This is a genomic window from Caballeronia sp. SBC1, from assembly GCF_011493005.1.
In the GTDB taxonomy this organism is placed as follows: Bacteria; Pseudomonadota; Gammaproteobacteria; order Burkholderiales; family Burkholderiaceae; genus Caballeronia.
This window is the reverse complement of sequence record NZ_CP049156.1, coordinates 1,113,464-1,127,691: the sequence shown is the minus strand read 5'-3', so window position 1 is coordinate 1,127,691 and position 14,228 is coordinate 1,113,464. Positions and strand designations below refer to the sequence as shown.

Below are 14,228 nucleotides of genomic sequence, written 5' to 3'. Positions count from 1 at the left end.
CTGATTTACTCTGTATGTGCTGCGGAACGCCGCGAATTGCATCCACCCTTACACCCACAATTGAACCCGCGCTCTCGGCTGGGCACCGGTGCTTTGCACGTCGTTCGCCGGTTCGCAACTCGGGTGCGGGGGGCCGTTCTTCAATGCTGACGCCTCTGGGTTGCACAGCCCTTCGTGGGTCGATTGCGTATGCACGGCCGCGAGATTTTCATCGGTACCATGCTGGCGTACTTCCAGCACGATCGCGGATGTGACGATTGCAACGAACACAAGAAACTCGCGGGTACTAATGGCCATTGCTTCTCCGACATTCGATTTTTGGCAATTCTTAGAGCAAAACTCTTAGAGCAAAGCGCGTGCCACGCATTGGCTCTGTTTCTAAGGGGCGGTTGGGAATATTGATGACCGGCCGCTAACCCAAAACTACCCGCATCCCGGCATCGAACCGCGAGTATCGGGCACAGCCGTTGCGTCTATCCCTTGGACCGCGATCCGGGGAAGCAGAGGACCGCGGGCCATCTTCGATTACTCAAAGGAGGTTCATATGAGCACTAATATCGTATCGGTACTGAACGATCTGGTTGAAACGTCGAAGGACGGCGAGAAGGGCTTCCGGAAGGCCGCTGAAGACACCAAGGACGCGACCCTGAAGCAACTGTTTACAGGCCGTGCCGAGGACTGTGCACGCGGTGCGCACGAGTTGCAGGACGTCGTCCAGCGGCTGGGTGGAAAGCCGGAAACCGGCGGCACGGTGGGTGGAGCGATACACCGCGGCTGGGTGGATATCAAGTCGGCCGTGACTCATCGTAGCGATCACGCGATCCTCGAAGAATGCGAGCGCGGCGAAGACGTTGCGAAGAAAAACTATCGTAACGCGCTAGACAAGGAATTGCCGGCAGATGTGCGTGCCGTGGTAGAGCGCCAATACCAGGGCGTAATCGAAAATCACGACCGCATTCGCGATCTGCGCGACCAATACGCGGCTGCCAAACCGTAATCACTGGTCGTATGCCAAAATCAAGCCGGCACGCCGAAAGGCTCGCCGGCTTTTTTTACATTCGCGCCTATGAATTCCAAAACGATTCGTTATCCATATTGATTTTCGCGGCTATGAAAGCATCGACAGAAACCAGAAAAAACCCGCCGGCTGCCGCAGCCGGCGGGTTCTTGTCACATCTACTCGCAAATAGGTAACGCGTTTTACTGCGACGTTTTACTGCGGTGAACCCTTGTCGTTGGTGCCCATCGCCGATGCCGCCGCCGCAGCCGACGCGCCCCGGGCATGCATTGCCTTGTTTTGCTTGTGCATAGTGGTCGCGTGCGTACCCTTCTTGCTCATGCCCATGCTCCCGGAAGCTGCCATGCCGCCTTCCGTGGGTGCTGCGGTAGCAGCAGCGTGCCCACCTACTTCGCTCGCGCCTGCGCCGGCCGTCGGTCCGCCTGACGAGCCTCCGGCGGATTGCGCCAATACCGGTCCTGAGAGCGTAAGAGCCAGCGCGCCGAGCAAAGCAAATTTTTTCGTGTGGTTCATGAAAATCTCCTTTCCCTGAGGAACTGGTTCATCGCGATTGGGCGAAGACCAGCTCCGTTATGAGTGATGGGATACATCCAGATTAAATATATTCGGACTTCTTATTCGGACTTCTTATTAATTACTTCATACGACCGCACAACTACCAGCCAGATAAAAACAAAACGAGCAGCGAGCACGCCGCCCGTTTTGCTACAACGCTTACCCGCTCTTACTCTACAATCTTCAGGTGGTTGCGCACTGACGCCACGCCGTCCACCTTCGACACCACATCTTCCGCGCCGCTCTTGTCTTCAGCCGAGGGCACCGTACCCGTCAGCGACACAACGCCAGCACGCGTCTTCACGTGGATATGCATGGACTTCACGTTCTTTGCACCCAGCAATTCCGCCTTGACCTTGGTCGTAATTGCCGAGTCATCGACCTTTGTACCAATCGACGTGGAGGCGCCTGTCGACGTCGTAGCGGTTTGTGCGCTGACGTTAAGCGCAAACACGACACACGCGATACCGCCGGCTGCCTTCAGGAATTGGGTCGATTTCATCGTAACTCTCCTTCTAGTTGGTTTAAAAAAACTGCGGCGTTGCCGCTGTGTTATTTGAGCGTAGGCCGCCTCGTACGGCCGCAGCATCTTTGCTGCAAAGCCCTGCTCGCTTTCATACCCCTTTTCATACCCGCGGCGCCAAGACCCCGCGAGTAGTACCAGCTCATTCGCAAAGAACGTGCCGGACCCGTCCGCGACAATCGCACTTGTAACGTTGATCTCTCGTTGAAACCATGCGCCGCACCGCTTGTCCGCTGTTTTGTCCATGCGATGTTTACCTGCGACGCGAGACCTGAGGCGCCTCTTCGCATCCGCAGTGCTTTTGCCCGTGCGCGTGTAAAAAGTGCGCGCATTTGCCGGCCGATCGAACGCCCGGGTATGCCCCCAGCGAATGAAAATCGCATTAAAACCTAGCGCTAACGCGCTCTGCAATGCGCATGGCACGACTGTTGCTCTTAAGGACCCACGAAAGTCCAAACATTGAGGAACAACACGCAATGCCGCCTTCCCTCGAACTACGCACCAAGCAAAGTCTTGCGCTCACACCGCGCCTTCAGCAATCGGTTCGTCTGCTGCAACTTTCGTCGCTCGAGTTTCAACAGGAATTGCGCAACGCGCTCGATACGAACCCGTTCCTCGAGTACGACGAGACGCAAGCAGAAGACAATGCGCTGTCGACCGACAACGGCAACTCCATGGGTGACACGCCTGCGGCCACCGATCACAACACGCCCGTCGATGCCCCCATGAGCGCCGAGAGCAACGCCGACACATCGGACAGCAACGACTCTCAGTCGCATGAAGATTCGATGAACGAGTTTTCATCCGATCCGTTCGGCCGGACATCGACGCGTAATAACGGCGATGGCGAAGGCTCCGACCCGGCCGACTGGGTCCGCATAGAACCCTCGCTGCATGAAACCCTGCACGACACGCTGCGGCTCTATCCCATCAACGATCGTGACCGCGCAGTGGCGCAGCTCATCATCGAAGCACTCGATGATGACGGGTATCTGCGTCAGGATCTGCAGGAGCTGTCGGAGCTTGTGGATATAGAGCCGCCGTTGTCGGAGGGTGAGCTGAATATCGCTTTGAAACTCGTGCAATCGCTCGACAAACCTGGTCTGGGCGCGCGTAACTTGTCCGAATGTTTGTCGCTGCAACTCGACGCGCTTGAGCCGGAAACGCCGGGACGCGAAGTCGCACTTGCCATTGTCACGCATCACCTCGAGCGGCTCGCGCGCCGCGAGCAAGCCGAGTTGCAGAAGAAAATTGGCTGCAGCGCGGAAGAACTGCGCATTGCGTGTGCTCTTGTACGCAAGCTCGACCCCAAGCCAGGCGCGAACTATGGCGCGGCGGAAGACAACTATGTGGTGCCCGACGTGATCGTGCGCCAGGTAAAGAAGAACTGGGTCGTGACGATCAACCCCGCCGTGTTGCCCCGCGCGCGCATACATCGCATGTATGCCGAGCTGTTCGCGCAGTCGGCCGGAGCGAGCCGCTCGCCGCTCGCCCAACAATTGCAGGAAGCACGCTGGCTGATTCGCAACGCCCAGCAACGCTTCACGACGATCCAGCGCGTGGCGGAATGCATCGTGACGCATCAGAAGGCGTTCTTCGACTACGGGGAAATCGCGTTGAAACCGCTGGTGCTGCGCGATGTCGCCGACGAACTCGAACTCCACGAGTCGACCATCTCGCGCGCGACGGGCAACAAGTACATGTCCACGCCGCGCGGCATCTTCGAGTTCAAGCACTTCTTCCCGCGCGAACTCAGCACAGAAAGTGGTGGTACCTGCTCGGCTGCGGCGGTCCGTGCACTCCTGAAGGAAATGATTGCGAAGGAGAGCAGCAGCGATCCGCTATCCGATGTCAGCCTCGCCAAAATGCTTGCAGATCAGGGCGTGATCGTGGCGCGCCGGACCGTGGCGAAGTATCGCCATTTGATGAAGGTGCCACCAGCGGAGTTGCGTCGCGGTTGAAGTAGACGATCCGGCTTGCAGGCTGGAAAACAGGTTGAAAAAAACGCCCCTCGAATATTTCAAGGGGCGTTTTTTATCGCCAGCCGGAGGCTCGTTGCGTGCGTCTGCGCGCGACCATTGCCGACACCTCAGCGCCGAGCAGGAACACCGCCGCCGAGTAATAAAGCCACATCAGGATGATCGCGAGTGAGCCCGCCGCACCGAACGTATTCGCCATGCCCGCGTGCTGCAGATAGAAAGCAAATAGCCGTTTGCCGCACTCGAACAACACGGCGGCGGTCAACGCGCCGAGCGCGGCGTCGCGCCACTGCATGCGCGCGCTGGGCAGGAATTTGAGCAGGACGGCGAACGCCAGCACCATCATCAGCAGGGACAGGGCTCGCTGCGCTACCGCCGCGATCAGGAAGGACGGCCCGCTCGTGCCCAGCACCCATTGACCGACCAGGACGACGAGGGCGTCGAGTACGAGCAACGCAACAATCAGCAAGGCTGCGCCCAGGACGAACGCGAAGGAAATCGCGCGGACCCGCAAAATGGCGATGATGCTGGCCCGAGTGCCCGCGACGGGCGCGGGCCAGATCACATTGAGCGCTGTGTAAAGCGACGAAAAGGTCGCCGAGGCTCCGACCAGCACGCCCACCCCCGACACAATTGCCGTGCGCGTCGCAATGTCCGCATGCCAGGCGTTGGCGACAATGGCTTCCAGGCCGTGCGCGGCGTCGGCGCCCACTATCCCGGCGATTTCGCCGAACAGACGACCCTGGACCGCATCGGCGCCGAAGAAGATGCTCGCCACCGCGATGATGATCACCAGCGTCGGCGCCAGCGAGAAAGCCGCAAAAAACGCGATCGCCGCCGAAAACATCAGGCCGTGATCTTGTGACCATTGGACGATCGGATCCTGGATCCAGGACCAGAAAGACTTGAGTCTTTGGTCTTTTGCTGCTGTGTTCAAGGCTGGGCGCTCCCGCAAGTTTTGCTTTTTGCGATGGTAGCGCGGATTTGAAATTTAGCTGCTGCCGCCAAAATCGGTGCTGGCGCTTTTGTTTATTTGCTTAGTATTTCTTATTATTTTTCTTGAGCATAAAACGGCGCGCCCGGACGGGCGCGCCGTTTCGCAGCGCTCGCTAAAGTTCTTCGTTGTTGGCCGGGTCGGCGGTTTCGTCGTCTATCGCGCGCGCCTCGTCTTCCACGCCGTCCGGCAGGATGTCCGAGTCGGGTTCGAGATTGTTGTCACCATCGGCAGACGCCATCTCCCCCGTTCCATACCGGTCCGTGTCGCTGTTCAGCTCGGCTGCGGACTGGCCCACGGCGTGCGCGTCGAGCTCGTCCTCGATATCGCCCGGATAACGCTTCTCGCCCTGCACATCCGAGCCGCTATCCGATGAATCGCTCGGCCCCAACGCGCCAGTCCCATGTCCCTTACCTACCTCCACGCCACCCTCTTCATCCGGGTCCAATGTGCTTCCACTCATGATCACCTCCTGATGAACGTCTCCTCTGCGCCGCAAGTCCCGTTCCGCCCTGACCGACTTCACCAACAAAAAGCCCCGCGACGGTTTTATCGGCGCGGGGCTGGAACTGTCTTACGTCTTTAACTCGATACTTAACGCTGCACCTAGCTCGCTACGCGCGCCGGGCGTTTCGCCTCCGTCACTTGCCGCACCGCTTTCTTTGTAGCCGACGCAGCGGTTGCCACGCTGCGCAAATCGGTCAGGAACGAGTCGCGCCACACCGATAGATTGTTCTCGCGCAACGGCGCCATCATGTCCGTATGGCGTGCCTGCCGCTCGGCGAGGGGCATCGACAACGCCCGCTCCAATGCCTCGGACATCTGTGACAGGTCGAACGGATTGACGACCAGCGCGCCCGGCAGCTGATCCGCCGCGCCAGCAAACTGCGACAGCACGAGCGCGCCCGGGTCGGCCGGGTCCTGCGACGCCACATATTCCTTCGCCACGAGATTCATCCCATCGCGCAACGGCGTCACATACCCAACCTGCGACAACCGGAACAGCGCCATCAGCAAACTACGATCGTACTTGCGGTTGAGATACTGGATCGGCGTCCAGTCGAGTTGCGCAAAACGGCCGTTGATGCGCCCGGCCTCGCCTTCCAGGTTCTGGCGGATGCGCTGGTACGTCTGGACGTCCGAACGGGTTGGCGGGGCAATCTGCACCATCGATACCCGCCCATGCCACCCCGGCGCGTGCAGCAACAAACGTTCGAATGCCTGGAAACGCTCGGCAAGCCCTTTCGAATAATCGAGCCGGTCCACGCTCATGATCAACTTGCGGCCGCGCAGACTGTCGCGCAGGCTCTTTACCGGCTTGCGATTCGAAAATTGCTCGGCGGCCTTGGCAATGGCGTCCGGATAAATGCCGATGGGATAGGCCCCGACCTTCAACATGCGCCCATGTGCCTGCAGCATCCCGTCTTCACTGAGATGCCCCAACTGCCCGCGCTCGATGTAATCGACAAACGACTGCTTGTCCGCCTCGGTCTGGAAACCGACGATGTCGTAGCTGCACATCGCCTTGATCAGTTCTTCGTGCGGGGGCACCGTGCGCAGGATCTCAGGCACGGGAAACGGGATATGCAGGAAAAACCCGATAGGATTCTTGATGCCCGCCGCCCGGCATTCCTGCGCGAACGGAAGCAAATGATAGTCATGCACCCAGATGATGTCGTCGGGTTCGAGCAGCGGCTTGAGCTGTTTAGCCAGCGCCTCGTTCACCCGCGCGTAACCGGCATATTCCTCACGGTCAAATCGCGACAGGTCGTTGCGGTAATGAAATGTCGGCCACAACGTGGCATTGGAAAAGCCTCGGTAGTACTGGTCGTAATCCCGCCGGGTCAGTCCAACGGTTGCATACGTCACGTTGCCACGCTTCTCGATGACCGGCGCCGAGGCCTCACCCACAATCTCGCCGCTCCAGCCGAACCACACACCGCCTGTCTCCTTCAGCGCGTCCAGGACACCGATCGCCAAACCGCCTGCGGCAGGTTTGCCCTCCTGGATCGGCGCGACACGATTCGATACCACGATCAATCTGCTCATTACTGCTTCACCTCATCAGTTGTCTCGTTGCTCGTTCGAAATGATCGATATAGCAATGCAAGACACGTGCCCTTTTTACAATTTGGAAAATAAAAATTGTGTATAAATGTGACAGACGAACAAAAACACGCGGCCATCACGCGCCGCGCAGAAGATTTCCATGGTGGCGCGCTTGCACAATCCGACTGCATCAAGCCCGATTCAGGCGTCTTGTTCCGACCCAAGATCCCGCTGGTAATCGAGTCCCTCCTTCCGAATACCGCCCTGGTTATGATCGCCGTCTGGCGGTACACCCGGTGCCGGGCGGTTCTGCGAGGCAGGATCATGCGACGGTTGCAGGTTGGCCGGATCGCCCGGAACAGCACTGGCTTCAGGTTGAATGATTTTGGCTGGATCGGGCCGCGCGTCACGCTTCGATGAATGGCGTGCTGAACGCCGGAGTGCGGGGTGTCTCATGGGTGCCTCCAGAAAGAAGGCCGTCGGAGAAGTGTTCGGCGGCGCATTACCAACCAAATACCAACCAAATCCAGCAAGAACAACCAGACTCAATACTCATATCCGGTCATTCTTGCCTAACGCGTTGTAATGCCTACAGCGACGATGAAATATGTTCACTGCCTCTGCTAACCAGCGGTTTCAATGCAGCGTGTCCGAGACATGCGGCGTTTCGTTCGGTCCCGGAGGCGGATCGCCGATCGGCTGACTCGGCGGTGACGGCGGCTCGCGCGTGGGATCGGGAATCGTGTCCGGGGGTTCTTGCGGCGATGGCGACGGCGGCGTGTCGGGATTAAACGGCGGGTCAGGCGGCTGCGGTGTCTGAGCGTGGACCGGCATCAACTGCGTCGATCGTGAGACACGCAACACCTGCCATGTGTGCAGCAAACTCCGGGATTGGCGTTGAAGCGAGGCGAGATCGGTCATGGCGGACTCCCTGGATCTTGTGATGATGACACTCGTTCGGATCGCGCGCAGCGGCCGATCCGGCCAAGGACTCTCGAGCTCGGACTCTTGCGGCCAAAGGTACCGGACCGCTCATGAGCCAAGCCATTTAGTCGCAGCAAGGGCCATGCCCCGGGTTCAAGTGCCTTGCGCATTCAACCCACGAGGCTTCTCTGACATTATCGGCGCAGCGTTCGCATGCACCAACGAAAATCGCCCGTCCAAAGCGGACATCTTTCGAAGTCCCAATGAGACGGGCGTTTGACTCAGTCAACGCGCCATTCAACGCGCGTTACCGGGCCACTACAAGGCCGTTGCCAGCCACTTCGCTGGCGATGACCGCTGAAACAATGACGGCTGAAACCTAGCGGCGGCCCGCGTCGGCATCACCTACTTCGCTGGCTTCGCTTATTGCCGCTTTGTTCGCGGCGTCGTCGCCATATTCAACCAGCCGGTTGTAGAGCGTCTTCAGGCTGATGCCAAGAATCTCCGCTGCACGTGTCTTCACGCCGCCGCATTGGTCGAGCGTGGCGAGGATCAACTGGCGATCCGCTTCGGCAAGCGAGGTGCCGAATGGAATTGTGACAGCCGTTCCCGCCGATGGCTTCGCCAGCGAGATCTGCAGCGGCACAGTCGCGGTGCTATCCGACTCGGCGCCTGACATGATGTACGCGCGCTGCACGTAGTTCTTCAGCTCGCGCACATTACCCGGCCACGGATACGACGCAAGCATGTCGCGCACGGCAGCCGGAAACGTCTTCTTGGTGTTGTAGCGTGAATTGAGCTCGTCGAGGAACGCCTGGCCGAGCAAGTCCACGTCCGTACCGCGATCACGCAAGGGCGGCAGGTTGATCGGGAACACGTTGAGCCGGTGATACAAGTCGAGCCGCAGCTTGCCTTCGAGAACTGCCTGTTCCGGATCACGATTGGTGGCAGCAATCAGGCGTACGTCGGTCTCGAGTTCTTTCGTTGTACCTACCCGCATGAACATGCCGGTCTCGAGCACGCGCAGGAGCTTCACCTGCAATTCGATCGGCATCTCGGTGATTTCATCGAGGAACAGCGTCCCGCCGTTCGCGCGTTCGAAGTAACCCTTGTGCTGACGATCCGCACCCGTGAACGAACCGCGCTCATGCCCGAACATCTCGGATTCGATCAGGTTCGGCGAGATCGCGCCGCAGTTCACCGCGATGAAAGAATGTTTGCGGCGCAGGCTCAACTCGTGAAGCGTCTGCGCGGCGACTTCCTTGCCGGTACCCGATTCACCGATCAGCAACACCGACGCCGCCGTAGGCGCCACCCGGCCGATCTGGTCGTAGACCGTTTGCATCGCGGGCGAATTGCCGAGCATCAGGCCAAAGCGGCCCATGCGGCGCAATTCGCCACGCAACGTGCCAATCTCGGCCTTGAGGTCGCCAGGACGCGGCAGGCGGCTCAAGATCGCCTTGACGCGCTGCATGTTGATTGGTTTGACGAGGTAATCGGTTGCGCCCATCTTGAGCGCACTGACCGCCGACTCCACCGTTGCGTGCCCGGTGATGACGATGATTTCCACGCCGGATCGGGGATCGAGATCCTCGAACAGATCGACCCCCAAACCATCGGGCAACTTGAGGTCAGTAAATATGACGTCCGGCGTCTGGCGCACAAGCTGAATCCGCGCTTCGCGCAGATCGCCCGCTGTTGCTGTCGTCAGTCCATCTTCGCCGATGATCGCGGCTAGCGCCTCGCGGGTACTGGGATCGTCATCGACAATCAATACGTGTGGCATGCGTCTCGAATTTATCCAAAGCGTTGAGGGTCACACGGCGCAGAAAGCGTCGTGGAGGTCTCTGGGACGGTGCTATGAGAGCAGTCCGCCGCCAGGCCGATTGCGCACCGAGAGAAACTCAAGTACGCCGAAAGATGAAAGTCTTTCCGGTTTCGCCGATGGCGCCTGACTGCATCGCGCAATTATTGCCATATAGCGAACTTATTACTGTGGGTCAGCCGATTATAAGGCTTTATCAAGATGAAACGCACGCCGGGGGCGTGCGTTTCGAATAGTCCGCTGACCACATGGATCTGTCGCGCCGGCCGAGTGGCCGAGTGGCCGAGTGGGCCGGGTGTTAAGCCGACTCGGTTAAGCCGACGCAATTGATCCGGCAAACTAACCTCTATATCAGCTATGAGGGAAATTCCATGCTTCCGGCGTGCCGCCAAGCGCACCGTTGCCCAGGCCGTTCGCTGGCTTCACCGGCGCCGTGGGCGTGACGCTTGAGGCGCTCGCAGGCGTGACGACTTTGCCGCCCTCGTCTTCCCAACGGTGGAGTTCACGCACACCCCGTTTTGAAGCGTCGCGTTGTGCTTGCGCCCATCGCCAGGCCAGGACACTGCCTATCGCGAACAACGCACCGAACAGGCCGAGTTTGGGTCGTGCCATTGTGATTCCTCCGTTTGTCGCGGTTATATAGAGATAGAGCGGTGAGTGATGATCATTGGTGATCGGTTATCGCGAAACCAGGATGCCTGCCAAAAAGCCGATCCCCGCCGCAATGCCCAGCGCCTGCCACGGGTTGTCGCGCGTGTATTGCACCGTGCCTTCCAGACTGGCGCGATACCGCTCCTGCGCACTGGATTGCGCTGATTCAAGCGCGTTGCGCGCTGCATCGACGTGGTCCCGCAAACGCGTGCGCAGAGCGTCCACGCCTTCTGCGGGCAACGACGCGCTCAGCCGCACGAGTTCTTCCGAATCGTTCAGCAAGACCTTGATGTCTTCGATGATCTTTTGCTTGCCCAAGGACATCTGGACTGTGGTTTGACTCATGTTATGAAACCCCTTGCCATTAGTATCTGATGCGACTGATACGTCTGATAAATGTGCCGCTGAACGTGGTGACTTCTGCGTTCGCATCACGACGCTCGCGTATTGAGCGGCGCCTGGTATGTCGAACGCCGCAGTCGCATTGCGCGCAGCATGGCGCCAAGCACAAGCATGCCACCGAGTGCGGCAAACACCACACTCGTGACGCTCGCTGCCCGCGCGAGCGTCGGCGTGCCGGCAGCGCAAGCCATGACCACGCACATCAGCGCAGTCACCAGCGCGACGGCGGCCCAGTGATAAAGGTTGATCGGTTCCGCCGCCAGTAGTTCCGGACGCTCGGCCGCGCGCTGCGGCGCGCGAGCCCGGCGGACAGGGCGCACGCGCGGTTGCGCGGGAATGTCGAAATGAAGGGAATCTTCCATGGCGTCGTGCCGGAAACCGGCCTTTCAATTGCAGATGCCACCGTAGCCGCAGATTTCGTGCCATCCCGGTCAAGGTGCATGCCGTTATGGCAATGATCGTCGATTGCGTGCAGGCCCGACAGCTCGTGGCCGCGTCAAACGCGTAACAATTACGTCAGGCACCGGCAATTTTCAGCTGATGCCGGTGAAGCTTTCCGGCTCGCGTCCAGCGTTTTCAATTCATGTGGAGATTGATGTAGCTAATTGCGTTGCAAAGGACAAAGCCCATGCAAAGCACATTGCCCCTAGGTCGTTACGGATGGTTAAATACGGTTTATGAGATAAGCCGCATGCAAGCACGGGTTCCGTAAATGATGGAGCCGGTGCCCGTCGAACGATGCTTCGCCCACCCGAGCGGCAGTCACAACGGGCCTGCCATCTGACTGGCGGTGACCGCCTCGGCCTCCGGCGTCGCCTCGTCGTTCCCCAATGGCCGAGCTGTCGCCCGAATAACATTTGCAGGACAAAAGACTCATGGCGTCAATCGATCTGGACTCGCCGGCGGTCGCCTCCGGCGACACGCCATCGCAAAAAAAACGCAACGCAGGTGAAATTGCCGGTCTGAAATCGTACGGACTTCTGTACGGTTCATCGCCCGTGATGATGGAGCTCTACTCGCAGATCGAACGCGTGGCCGCAACGGATGCCACCGCGTTGATCATCGGTGAATCGGGGACGGGCAAGGAACTGATTGCCCGCACGATCCACGATCAGAGCGCTCGCCGCAACGCCCCGTTCGTCGCCGTGAATTGCGGCGCGATCCCCGATAACCTCATCGAACCTGAACTCTTCGGACACGAGAAAGGCAGCTTCACGGGCGCCGTGCAGGGACGTCTCGGATACTTCGAGCACGCAAACGGCGGCACGCTGTTCCTCGACGAAGTAACCGAGATGTCACCGGTTCGACAAGTCAAGTTGCTGCGTGCACTGGAAACAGGCACGTTCTTTCGCGTGGGCGGCAATGACCTGATTCACTCCGATGTCCGCGTGATCGCGGCGACCAATCGCGATCCTATTGTGGCGGTCAAGGAGAACGGCTTGCGCGAGGACCTGATGTATCGGCTCGCTGTGTTTCCCCTGCGCGCGCCACCTCTGCGTGAACGCGATACCGATCGCGAATTTCTCGCGCAGCACTTCCTCTCCGAGATGAACGCGCAAGAAGGGACGAACAAGTCTTTCAGCAAACGCGCGCTCGACATGCTGCGCACGTACTCATGGCCGGGCAATGTGCGCGAGTTGAAGAACACCGTGTATCGCGCGTTCATCCTGGCTGAGAAGACAGTGGAGATCGCGCATCCGCACCTGGCGTCGCGAGTCAAGAAGCCGGTTACGCAAGGCGACGCCATGAGCGTGTGGGTCGGCACGCCGCTCGCCGACGCTCAGAAACAAATCATCCTCGGCACGCTCAAGCATTGCGGGGGAGACAAGCGTCGCGCCGCCAAGGCGCTCGGCGTGAGCCTCAAGACGCTGTACAACCGCCTCGGCACTTATGAGAACGAAAGCGGTGACGGGGAATCGTCAACGTCGACAGGCGCGGAAAGCTAGATCGCCCTACGTCCGTGATGTCGATGAAGTCAGTGAAGTCGATGGGTCCTGATGCGACTCATCGACTCATCAAGACGTAGATTGTCACGACAGATTTTCATTTCCTGCACCACGTTCCCCGCATTTGCAATTTCTTGCAAATTTCTTTGCCCTTCATTTCGCTGCGTCCTTCAAAATGCGCGGGCGCTCCGATTGCTTAGTGTTCCTTCAGTGCACGCACTAGCAAGCCGGTCGACGTTATCGAAAGAATAAAGAAAGGCGAGGAAGGTACAGCACCATGCAGAAAACGATTCACCGGCGTCCCCCCCACGCCGTCGCACTGGCATCGCTCCTGATTGGAGCACTCGCATGCGCCACCCTTTCAGGGTGTAGCTCCTTATATACCGAAACCGCCGTGGCAGGCGCCGGTGTTGGCGGTGCCGCGATAGCGAGCAGCGTGACCCGGAATGCCGCGGTGGCAACCGGCATTGGCCTTGGTGCCGTTGCTGCCGCCAAGGCCGGCGTGCAGTACAGCGAGCGCGTGATGCACACCTATACGCAAGACAGGATCGCCGGGGCTGCTGGCCCGCTTGCCGTCGGCGGCGTGGCTTCTTGGGCGGCGGTGCATAGCGTGCCCATCGAGCCGGACGAGAAAGGCCGCGTGACAGTGAGCCGGACCATCAGCACAGGGACGCTCGACTGCAAGGAGATCGTATTCTCCGTCGATACCGATGCCACCAAGGATCATCCGGCGGAAAGTGGTTTCTACGTTGCGTCCATCTGCCGTGACGGCCAGGTCTGGAAGTGGGCGTCGGCGGAACCCGCTACGCCGCGTTGGGGTGCGCTGCAATGAAGCCCGGTCTCGGTTTGATGCTCGCAGCAAGCGTTGCCGCGAGCTGCGTTCTCGTAAGCGGCTGCTCGTCCATTGGGGCTGCGGCCGGCGCGGTCGCGGGTGTATCCACAGGCGCGGTCACCAGCAACCCGGCGATTGGTTTCGGCGTGGGCATCGCGGTCCAGGCTGCCACCGACGAAGCCGTCAATCGCCTGATGAAACGCCTGCACAGCGATCAGCAGATCGCCATTGCGACGACCGCGGGCGATCTCCCTATCGGCGATACGAAACCGTGGCGGGTCAAACACACGCTGCCGGTGGAGAACGGCCACGGCGACGTGCGCGTATTGCGTGAGTTCAGCAGCGCGCTGGCGACTTGCCGGGAGTTCGCGTTCTCAGTCGCGGACAGCGACAAGCCAGATGCGCATCAGGAATGGTTCCTCGCGCAGGCCTGCAAGGGCAATGACAATAGCAGCGGCTGGAAGTGGGCATCGGCAGAACCGGCGGTCGCTCGCTGGGGCAATCTGCAGTAGTCCGGTAGCCGCTAGCCG

17 protein-coding genes are annotated in these 14,228 nt (G+C 59.7%); 5 read left to right on the top strand and 12 right to left on the bottom strand.

Annotated features, from left to right (window positions below):
- Positions 1 to 48 precede the first annotated feature (48 nt).
- On the bottom strand, positions 49 to 297 hold the full coding sequence (locus SBC1_RS04955; protein WP_165087921.1) for a hypothetical protein: 249 nt from the start codon (positions 295 to 297) through the stop codon (positions 49 to 51).
- Between the two features lie 247 nt (positions 298 to 544).
- On the opposite strand from SBC1_RS04955, the gene SBC1_RS04950 reads away from it, so the two are divergent.
- Positions 545 to 997: a PA2169 family four-helix-bundle protein gene (locus SBC1_RS04950; RefSeq protein WP_165087918.1), complete on the top strand. Its 453-nt coding sequence runs from the start codon at positions 545 to 547 to the stop codon at positions 995 to 997.
- Positions 998 to 1,213: 216 nt separating this feature from the next.
- Here the strand turns inward: SBC1_RS04950 and SBC1_RS04945 are convergent, their stop codons facing one another.
- On the bottom strand, positions 1,214 to 1,531 hold the full coding sequence (locus tag SBC1_RS04945; protein WP_165085166.1) for a hypothetical protein: 318 nt from the start codon (positions 1,529 to 1,531) through the stop codon (positions 1,214 to 1,216).
- A gap of 211 nt (positions 1,532 to 1,742) precedes the next feature.
- Positions 1,743 to 2,075, bottom strand: coding sequence for a BON domain-containing protein (locus SBC1_RS04940; RefSeq protein ID WP_165087913.1), 333 nt, complete (start codon positions 2,073 to 2,075; stop codon positions 1,743 to 1,745).
- 497 nt (positions 2,076 to 2,572) lie between these two features.
- Between SBC1_RS04940 and SBC1_RS04935 the strand changes: the two genes are divergently transcribed.
- The gene (locus tag SBC1_RS04935; RefSeq protein ID WP_165087910.1) at positions 2,573 to 4,057 is read left to right on the top strand and encodes an RNA polymerase factor sigma-54; all 1,485 of its coding nucleotides are present in this window, start codon (positions 2,573 to 2,575) and stop codon (positions 4,055 to 4,057) included.
- 73 nt (positions 4,058 to 4,130) lie between these two features.
- On the opposite strand, the gene SBC1_RS04930 is transcribed toward SBC1_RS04935, so the two are convergent.
- The 9 genes from SBC1_RS04930 to SBC1_RS04890 form a co-directional block, all read right to left on the bottom strand.
- Complete coding sequence (locus tag SBC1_RS04930; RefSeq protein WP_241202022.1) at positions 4,131 to 5,012, bottom strand: YihY/virulence factor BrkB family protein; 882 nt, start codon at positions 5,010 to 5,012, stop codon at positions 4,131 to 4,133.
- 172 nt (positions 5,013 to 5,184) lie between these two features.
- Positions 5,185 to 5,535, bottom strand: a complete 351-nt coding sequence (locus SBC1_RS04925) for a chemotaxis protein (RefSeq protein ID WP_165093066.1) — start codon at positions 5,533 to 5,535, stop codon at positions 5,185 to 5,187.
- Between the two features lie 140 nt (positions 5,536 to 5,675).
- Positions 5,676 to 7,118, bottom strand: a complete 1,443-nt coding sequence (otsA, locus tag SBC1_RS04920; RefSeq protein ID WP_165087906.1) for an alpha,alpha-trehalose-phosphate synthase (UDP-forming) — start codon at positions 7,116 to 7,118, stop codon at positions 5,676 to 5,678.
- A gap of 201 nt (positions 7,119 to 7,319) precedes the next feature.
- On the bottom strand, positions 7,320 to 7,574 hold the full coding sequence (locus tag SBC1_RS04915) for a hypothetical protein (protein WP_165087902.1): 255 nt from the start codon (positions 7,572 to 7,574) through the stop codon (positions 7,320 to 7,322).
- Positions 7,575 to 7,754: 180 nt separating this feature from the next.
- Complete coding sequence (locus SBC1_RS04910) at positions 7,755 to 8,039, bottom strand: hypothetical protein (protein ID WP_370469583.1); 285 nt, start codon at positions 8,037 to 8,039, stop codon at positions 7,755 to 7,757.
- A 382-nt stretch (positions 8,040 to 8,421) separates the two neighbouring features.
- Positions 8,422 to 9,828: a sigma-54 dependent transcriptional regulator gene (locus tag SBC1_RS04905; RefSeq protein ID WP_165087899.1), complete on the bottom strand. Its 1,407-nt coding sequence runs from the start codon at positions 9,826 to 9,828 to the stop codon at positions 8,422 to 8,424.
- A 390-nt stretch (positions 9,829 to 10,218) separates the two neighbouring features.
- On the bottom strand, positions 10,219 to 10,479 hold the full coding sequence (locus SBC1_RS04900; protein ID WP_165087896.1) for a hypothetical protein: 261 nt from the start codon (positions 10,477 to 10,479) through the stop codon (positions 10,219 to 10,221).
- Between the two features lie 66 nt (positions 10,480 to 10,545).
- Positions 10,546 to 10,863, bottom strand: a complete 318-nt coding sequence (locus SBC1_RS04895; protein WP_165087893.1) for a YqjD family protein — start codon at positions 10,861 to 10,863, stop codon at positions 10,546 to 10,548.
- 86 nt (positions 10,864 to 10,949) lie between these two features.
- The gene (locus SBC1_RS04890) at positions 10,950 to 11,282 is read right to left on the bottom strand and encodes a hypothetical protein (RefSeq protein WP_165087890.1); all 333 of its coding nucleotides are present in this window, start codon (positions 11,280 to 11,282) and stop codon (positions 10,950 to 10,952) included.
- Between the two features lie 513 nt (positions 11,283 to 11,795).
- Between SBC1_RS04890 and SBC1_RS04885 the strand changes: the two genes are divergently transcribed.
- From SBC1_RS04885 to SBC1_RS04875, 3 genes are all read left to right on the top strand, one after another.
- On the top strand, positions 11,796 to 12,866 hold the full coding sequence (locus SBC1_RS04885) for a sigma-54-dependent Fis family transcriptional regulator (RefSeq protein ID WP_165087887.1): 1,071 nt from the start codon (positions 11,796 to 11,798) through the stop codon (positions 12,864 to 12,866).
- Positions 12,867 to 13,143: 277 nt separating this feature from the next.
- Positions 13,144 to 13,698, top strand: a complete 555-nt coding sequence (locus SBC1_RS04880) for a hypothetical protein (RefSeq protein WP_165087885.1) — start codon at positions 13,144 to 13,146, stop codon at positions 13,696 to 13,698.
- A complete protein-coding gene (locus SBC1_RS04875) occupies positions 13,695 to 14,210 on the top strand; it encodes a hypothetical protein (protein ID WP_165087882.1) in 516 nt (171 codons plus the stop codon). Before SBC1_RS04880 ends, SBC1_RS04875 begins: the two co-directional genes overlap by 4 nt.
- Positions 14,211 to 14,228 lie beyond the last annotated feature (18 nt).

Bases quoted from the DNA above. Each gene is read 5' to 3' on its own strand.
- SBC1_RS04955 (WP_165087921.1), bottom strand. From the start codon at position 297: ATGGCCATTAGTACCCGCGAGTTTCTTGTGTTCGTTGCAATCGTCACA.
- SBC1_RS04950 (WP_165087918.1), top strand. From the start codon at position 545: ATGAGCACTAATATCGTATCGGTACTGAACGATCTGGTTGAAACGTCG.
- SBC1_RS04945 (WP_165085166.1), bottom strand. From the start codon at position 1,531: ATGAACCACACGAAAAAATTTGCTTTGCTCGGCGCGCTGGCTCTTACG.
- SBC1_RS04940 (WP_165087913.1), bottom strand. From the start codon at position 2,075: ATGAAATCGACCCAATTCCTGAAGGCAGCCGGCGGTATCGCGTGTGTC.
- SBC1_RS04935 (WP_165087910.1), top strand. From the start codon at position 2,573: ATGCCGCCTTCCCTCGAACTACGCACCAAGCAAAGTCTTGCGCTCACA.
- otsA (WP_165087906.1), bottom strand. From the start codon at position 7,118: ATGAGCAGATTGATCGTGGTATCGAATCGTGTCGCGCCGATCCAGGAG.
- SBC1_RS04915 (WP_165087902.1), bottom strand. From the start codon at position 7,574: ATGAGACACCCCGCACTCCGGCGTTCAGCACGCCATTCATCGAAGCGT.
- SBC1_RS04910 (WP_370469583.1), bottom strand. From the start codon at position 8,039: ATGACCGATCTCGCCTCGCTTCAACGCCAATCCCGGAGTTTGCTGCAC.
- SBC1_RS04905 (WP_165087899.1), bottom strand. From the start codon at position 9,828: ATGCCACACGTATTGATTGTCGATGACGATCCCAGTACCCGCGAGGCG.
- SBC1_RS04900 (WP_165087896.1), bottom strand. From the start codon at position 10,479: ATGGCACGACCCAAACTCGGCCTGTTCGGTGCGTTGTTCGCGATAGGC.
- SBC1_RS04895 (WP_165087893.1), bottom strand. From the start codon at position 10,863: ATGAGTCAAACCACAGTCCAGATGTCCTTGGGCAAGCAAAAGATCATC.
- SBC1_RS04890 (WP_165087890.1), bottom strand. From the start codon at position 11,282: ATGGAAGATTCCCTTCATTTCGACATTCCCGCGCAACCGCGCGTGCGC.
- SBC1_RS04885 (WP_165087887.1), top strand. From the start codon at position 11,796: ATGGCGTCAATCGATCTGGACTCGCCGGCGGTCGCCTCCGGCGACACG.
- SBC1_RS04880 (WP_165087885.1), top strand. From the start codon at position 13,144: ATGCAGAAAACGATTCACCGGCGTCCCCCCCACGCCGTCGCACTGGCA.
- SBC1_RS04875 (WP_165087882.1), top strand. From the start codon at position 13,695: ATGAAGCCCGGTCTCGGTTTGATGCTCGCAGCAAGCGTTGCCGCGAGC.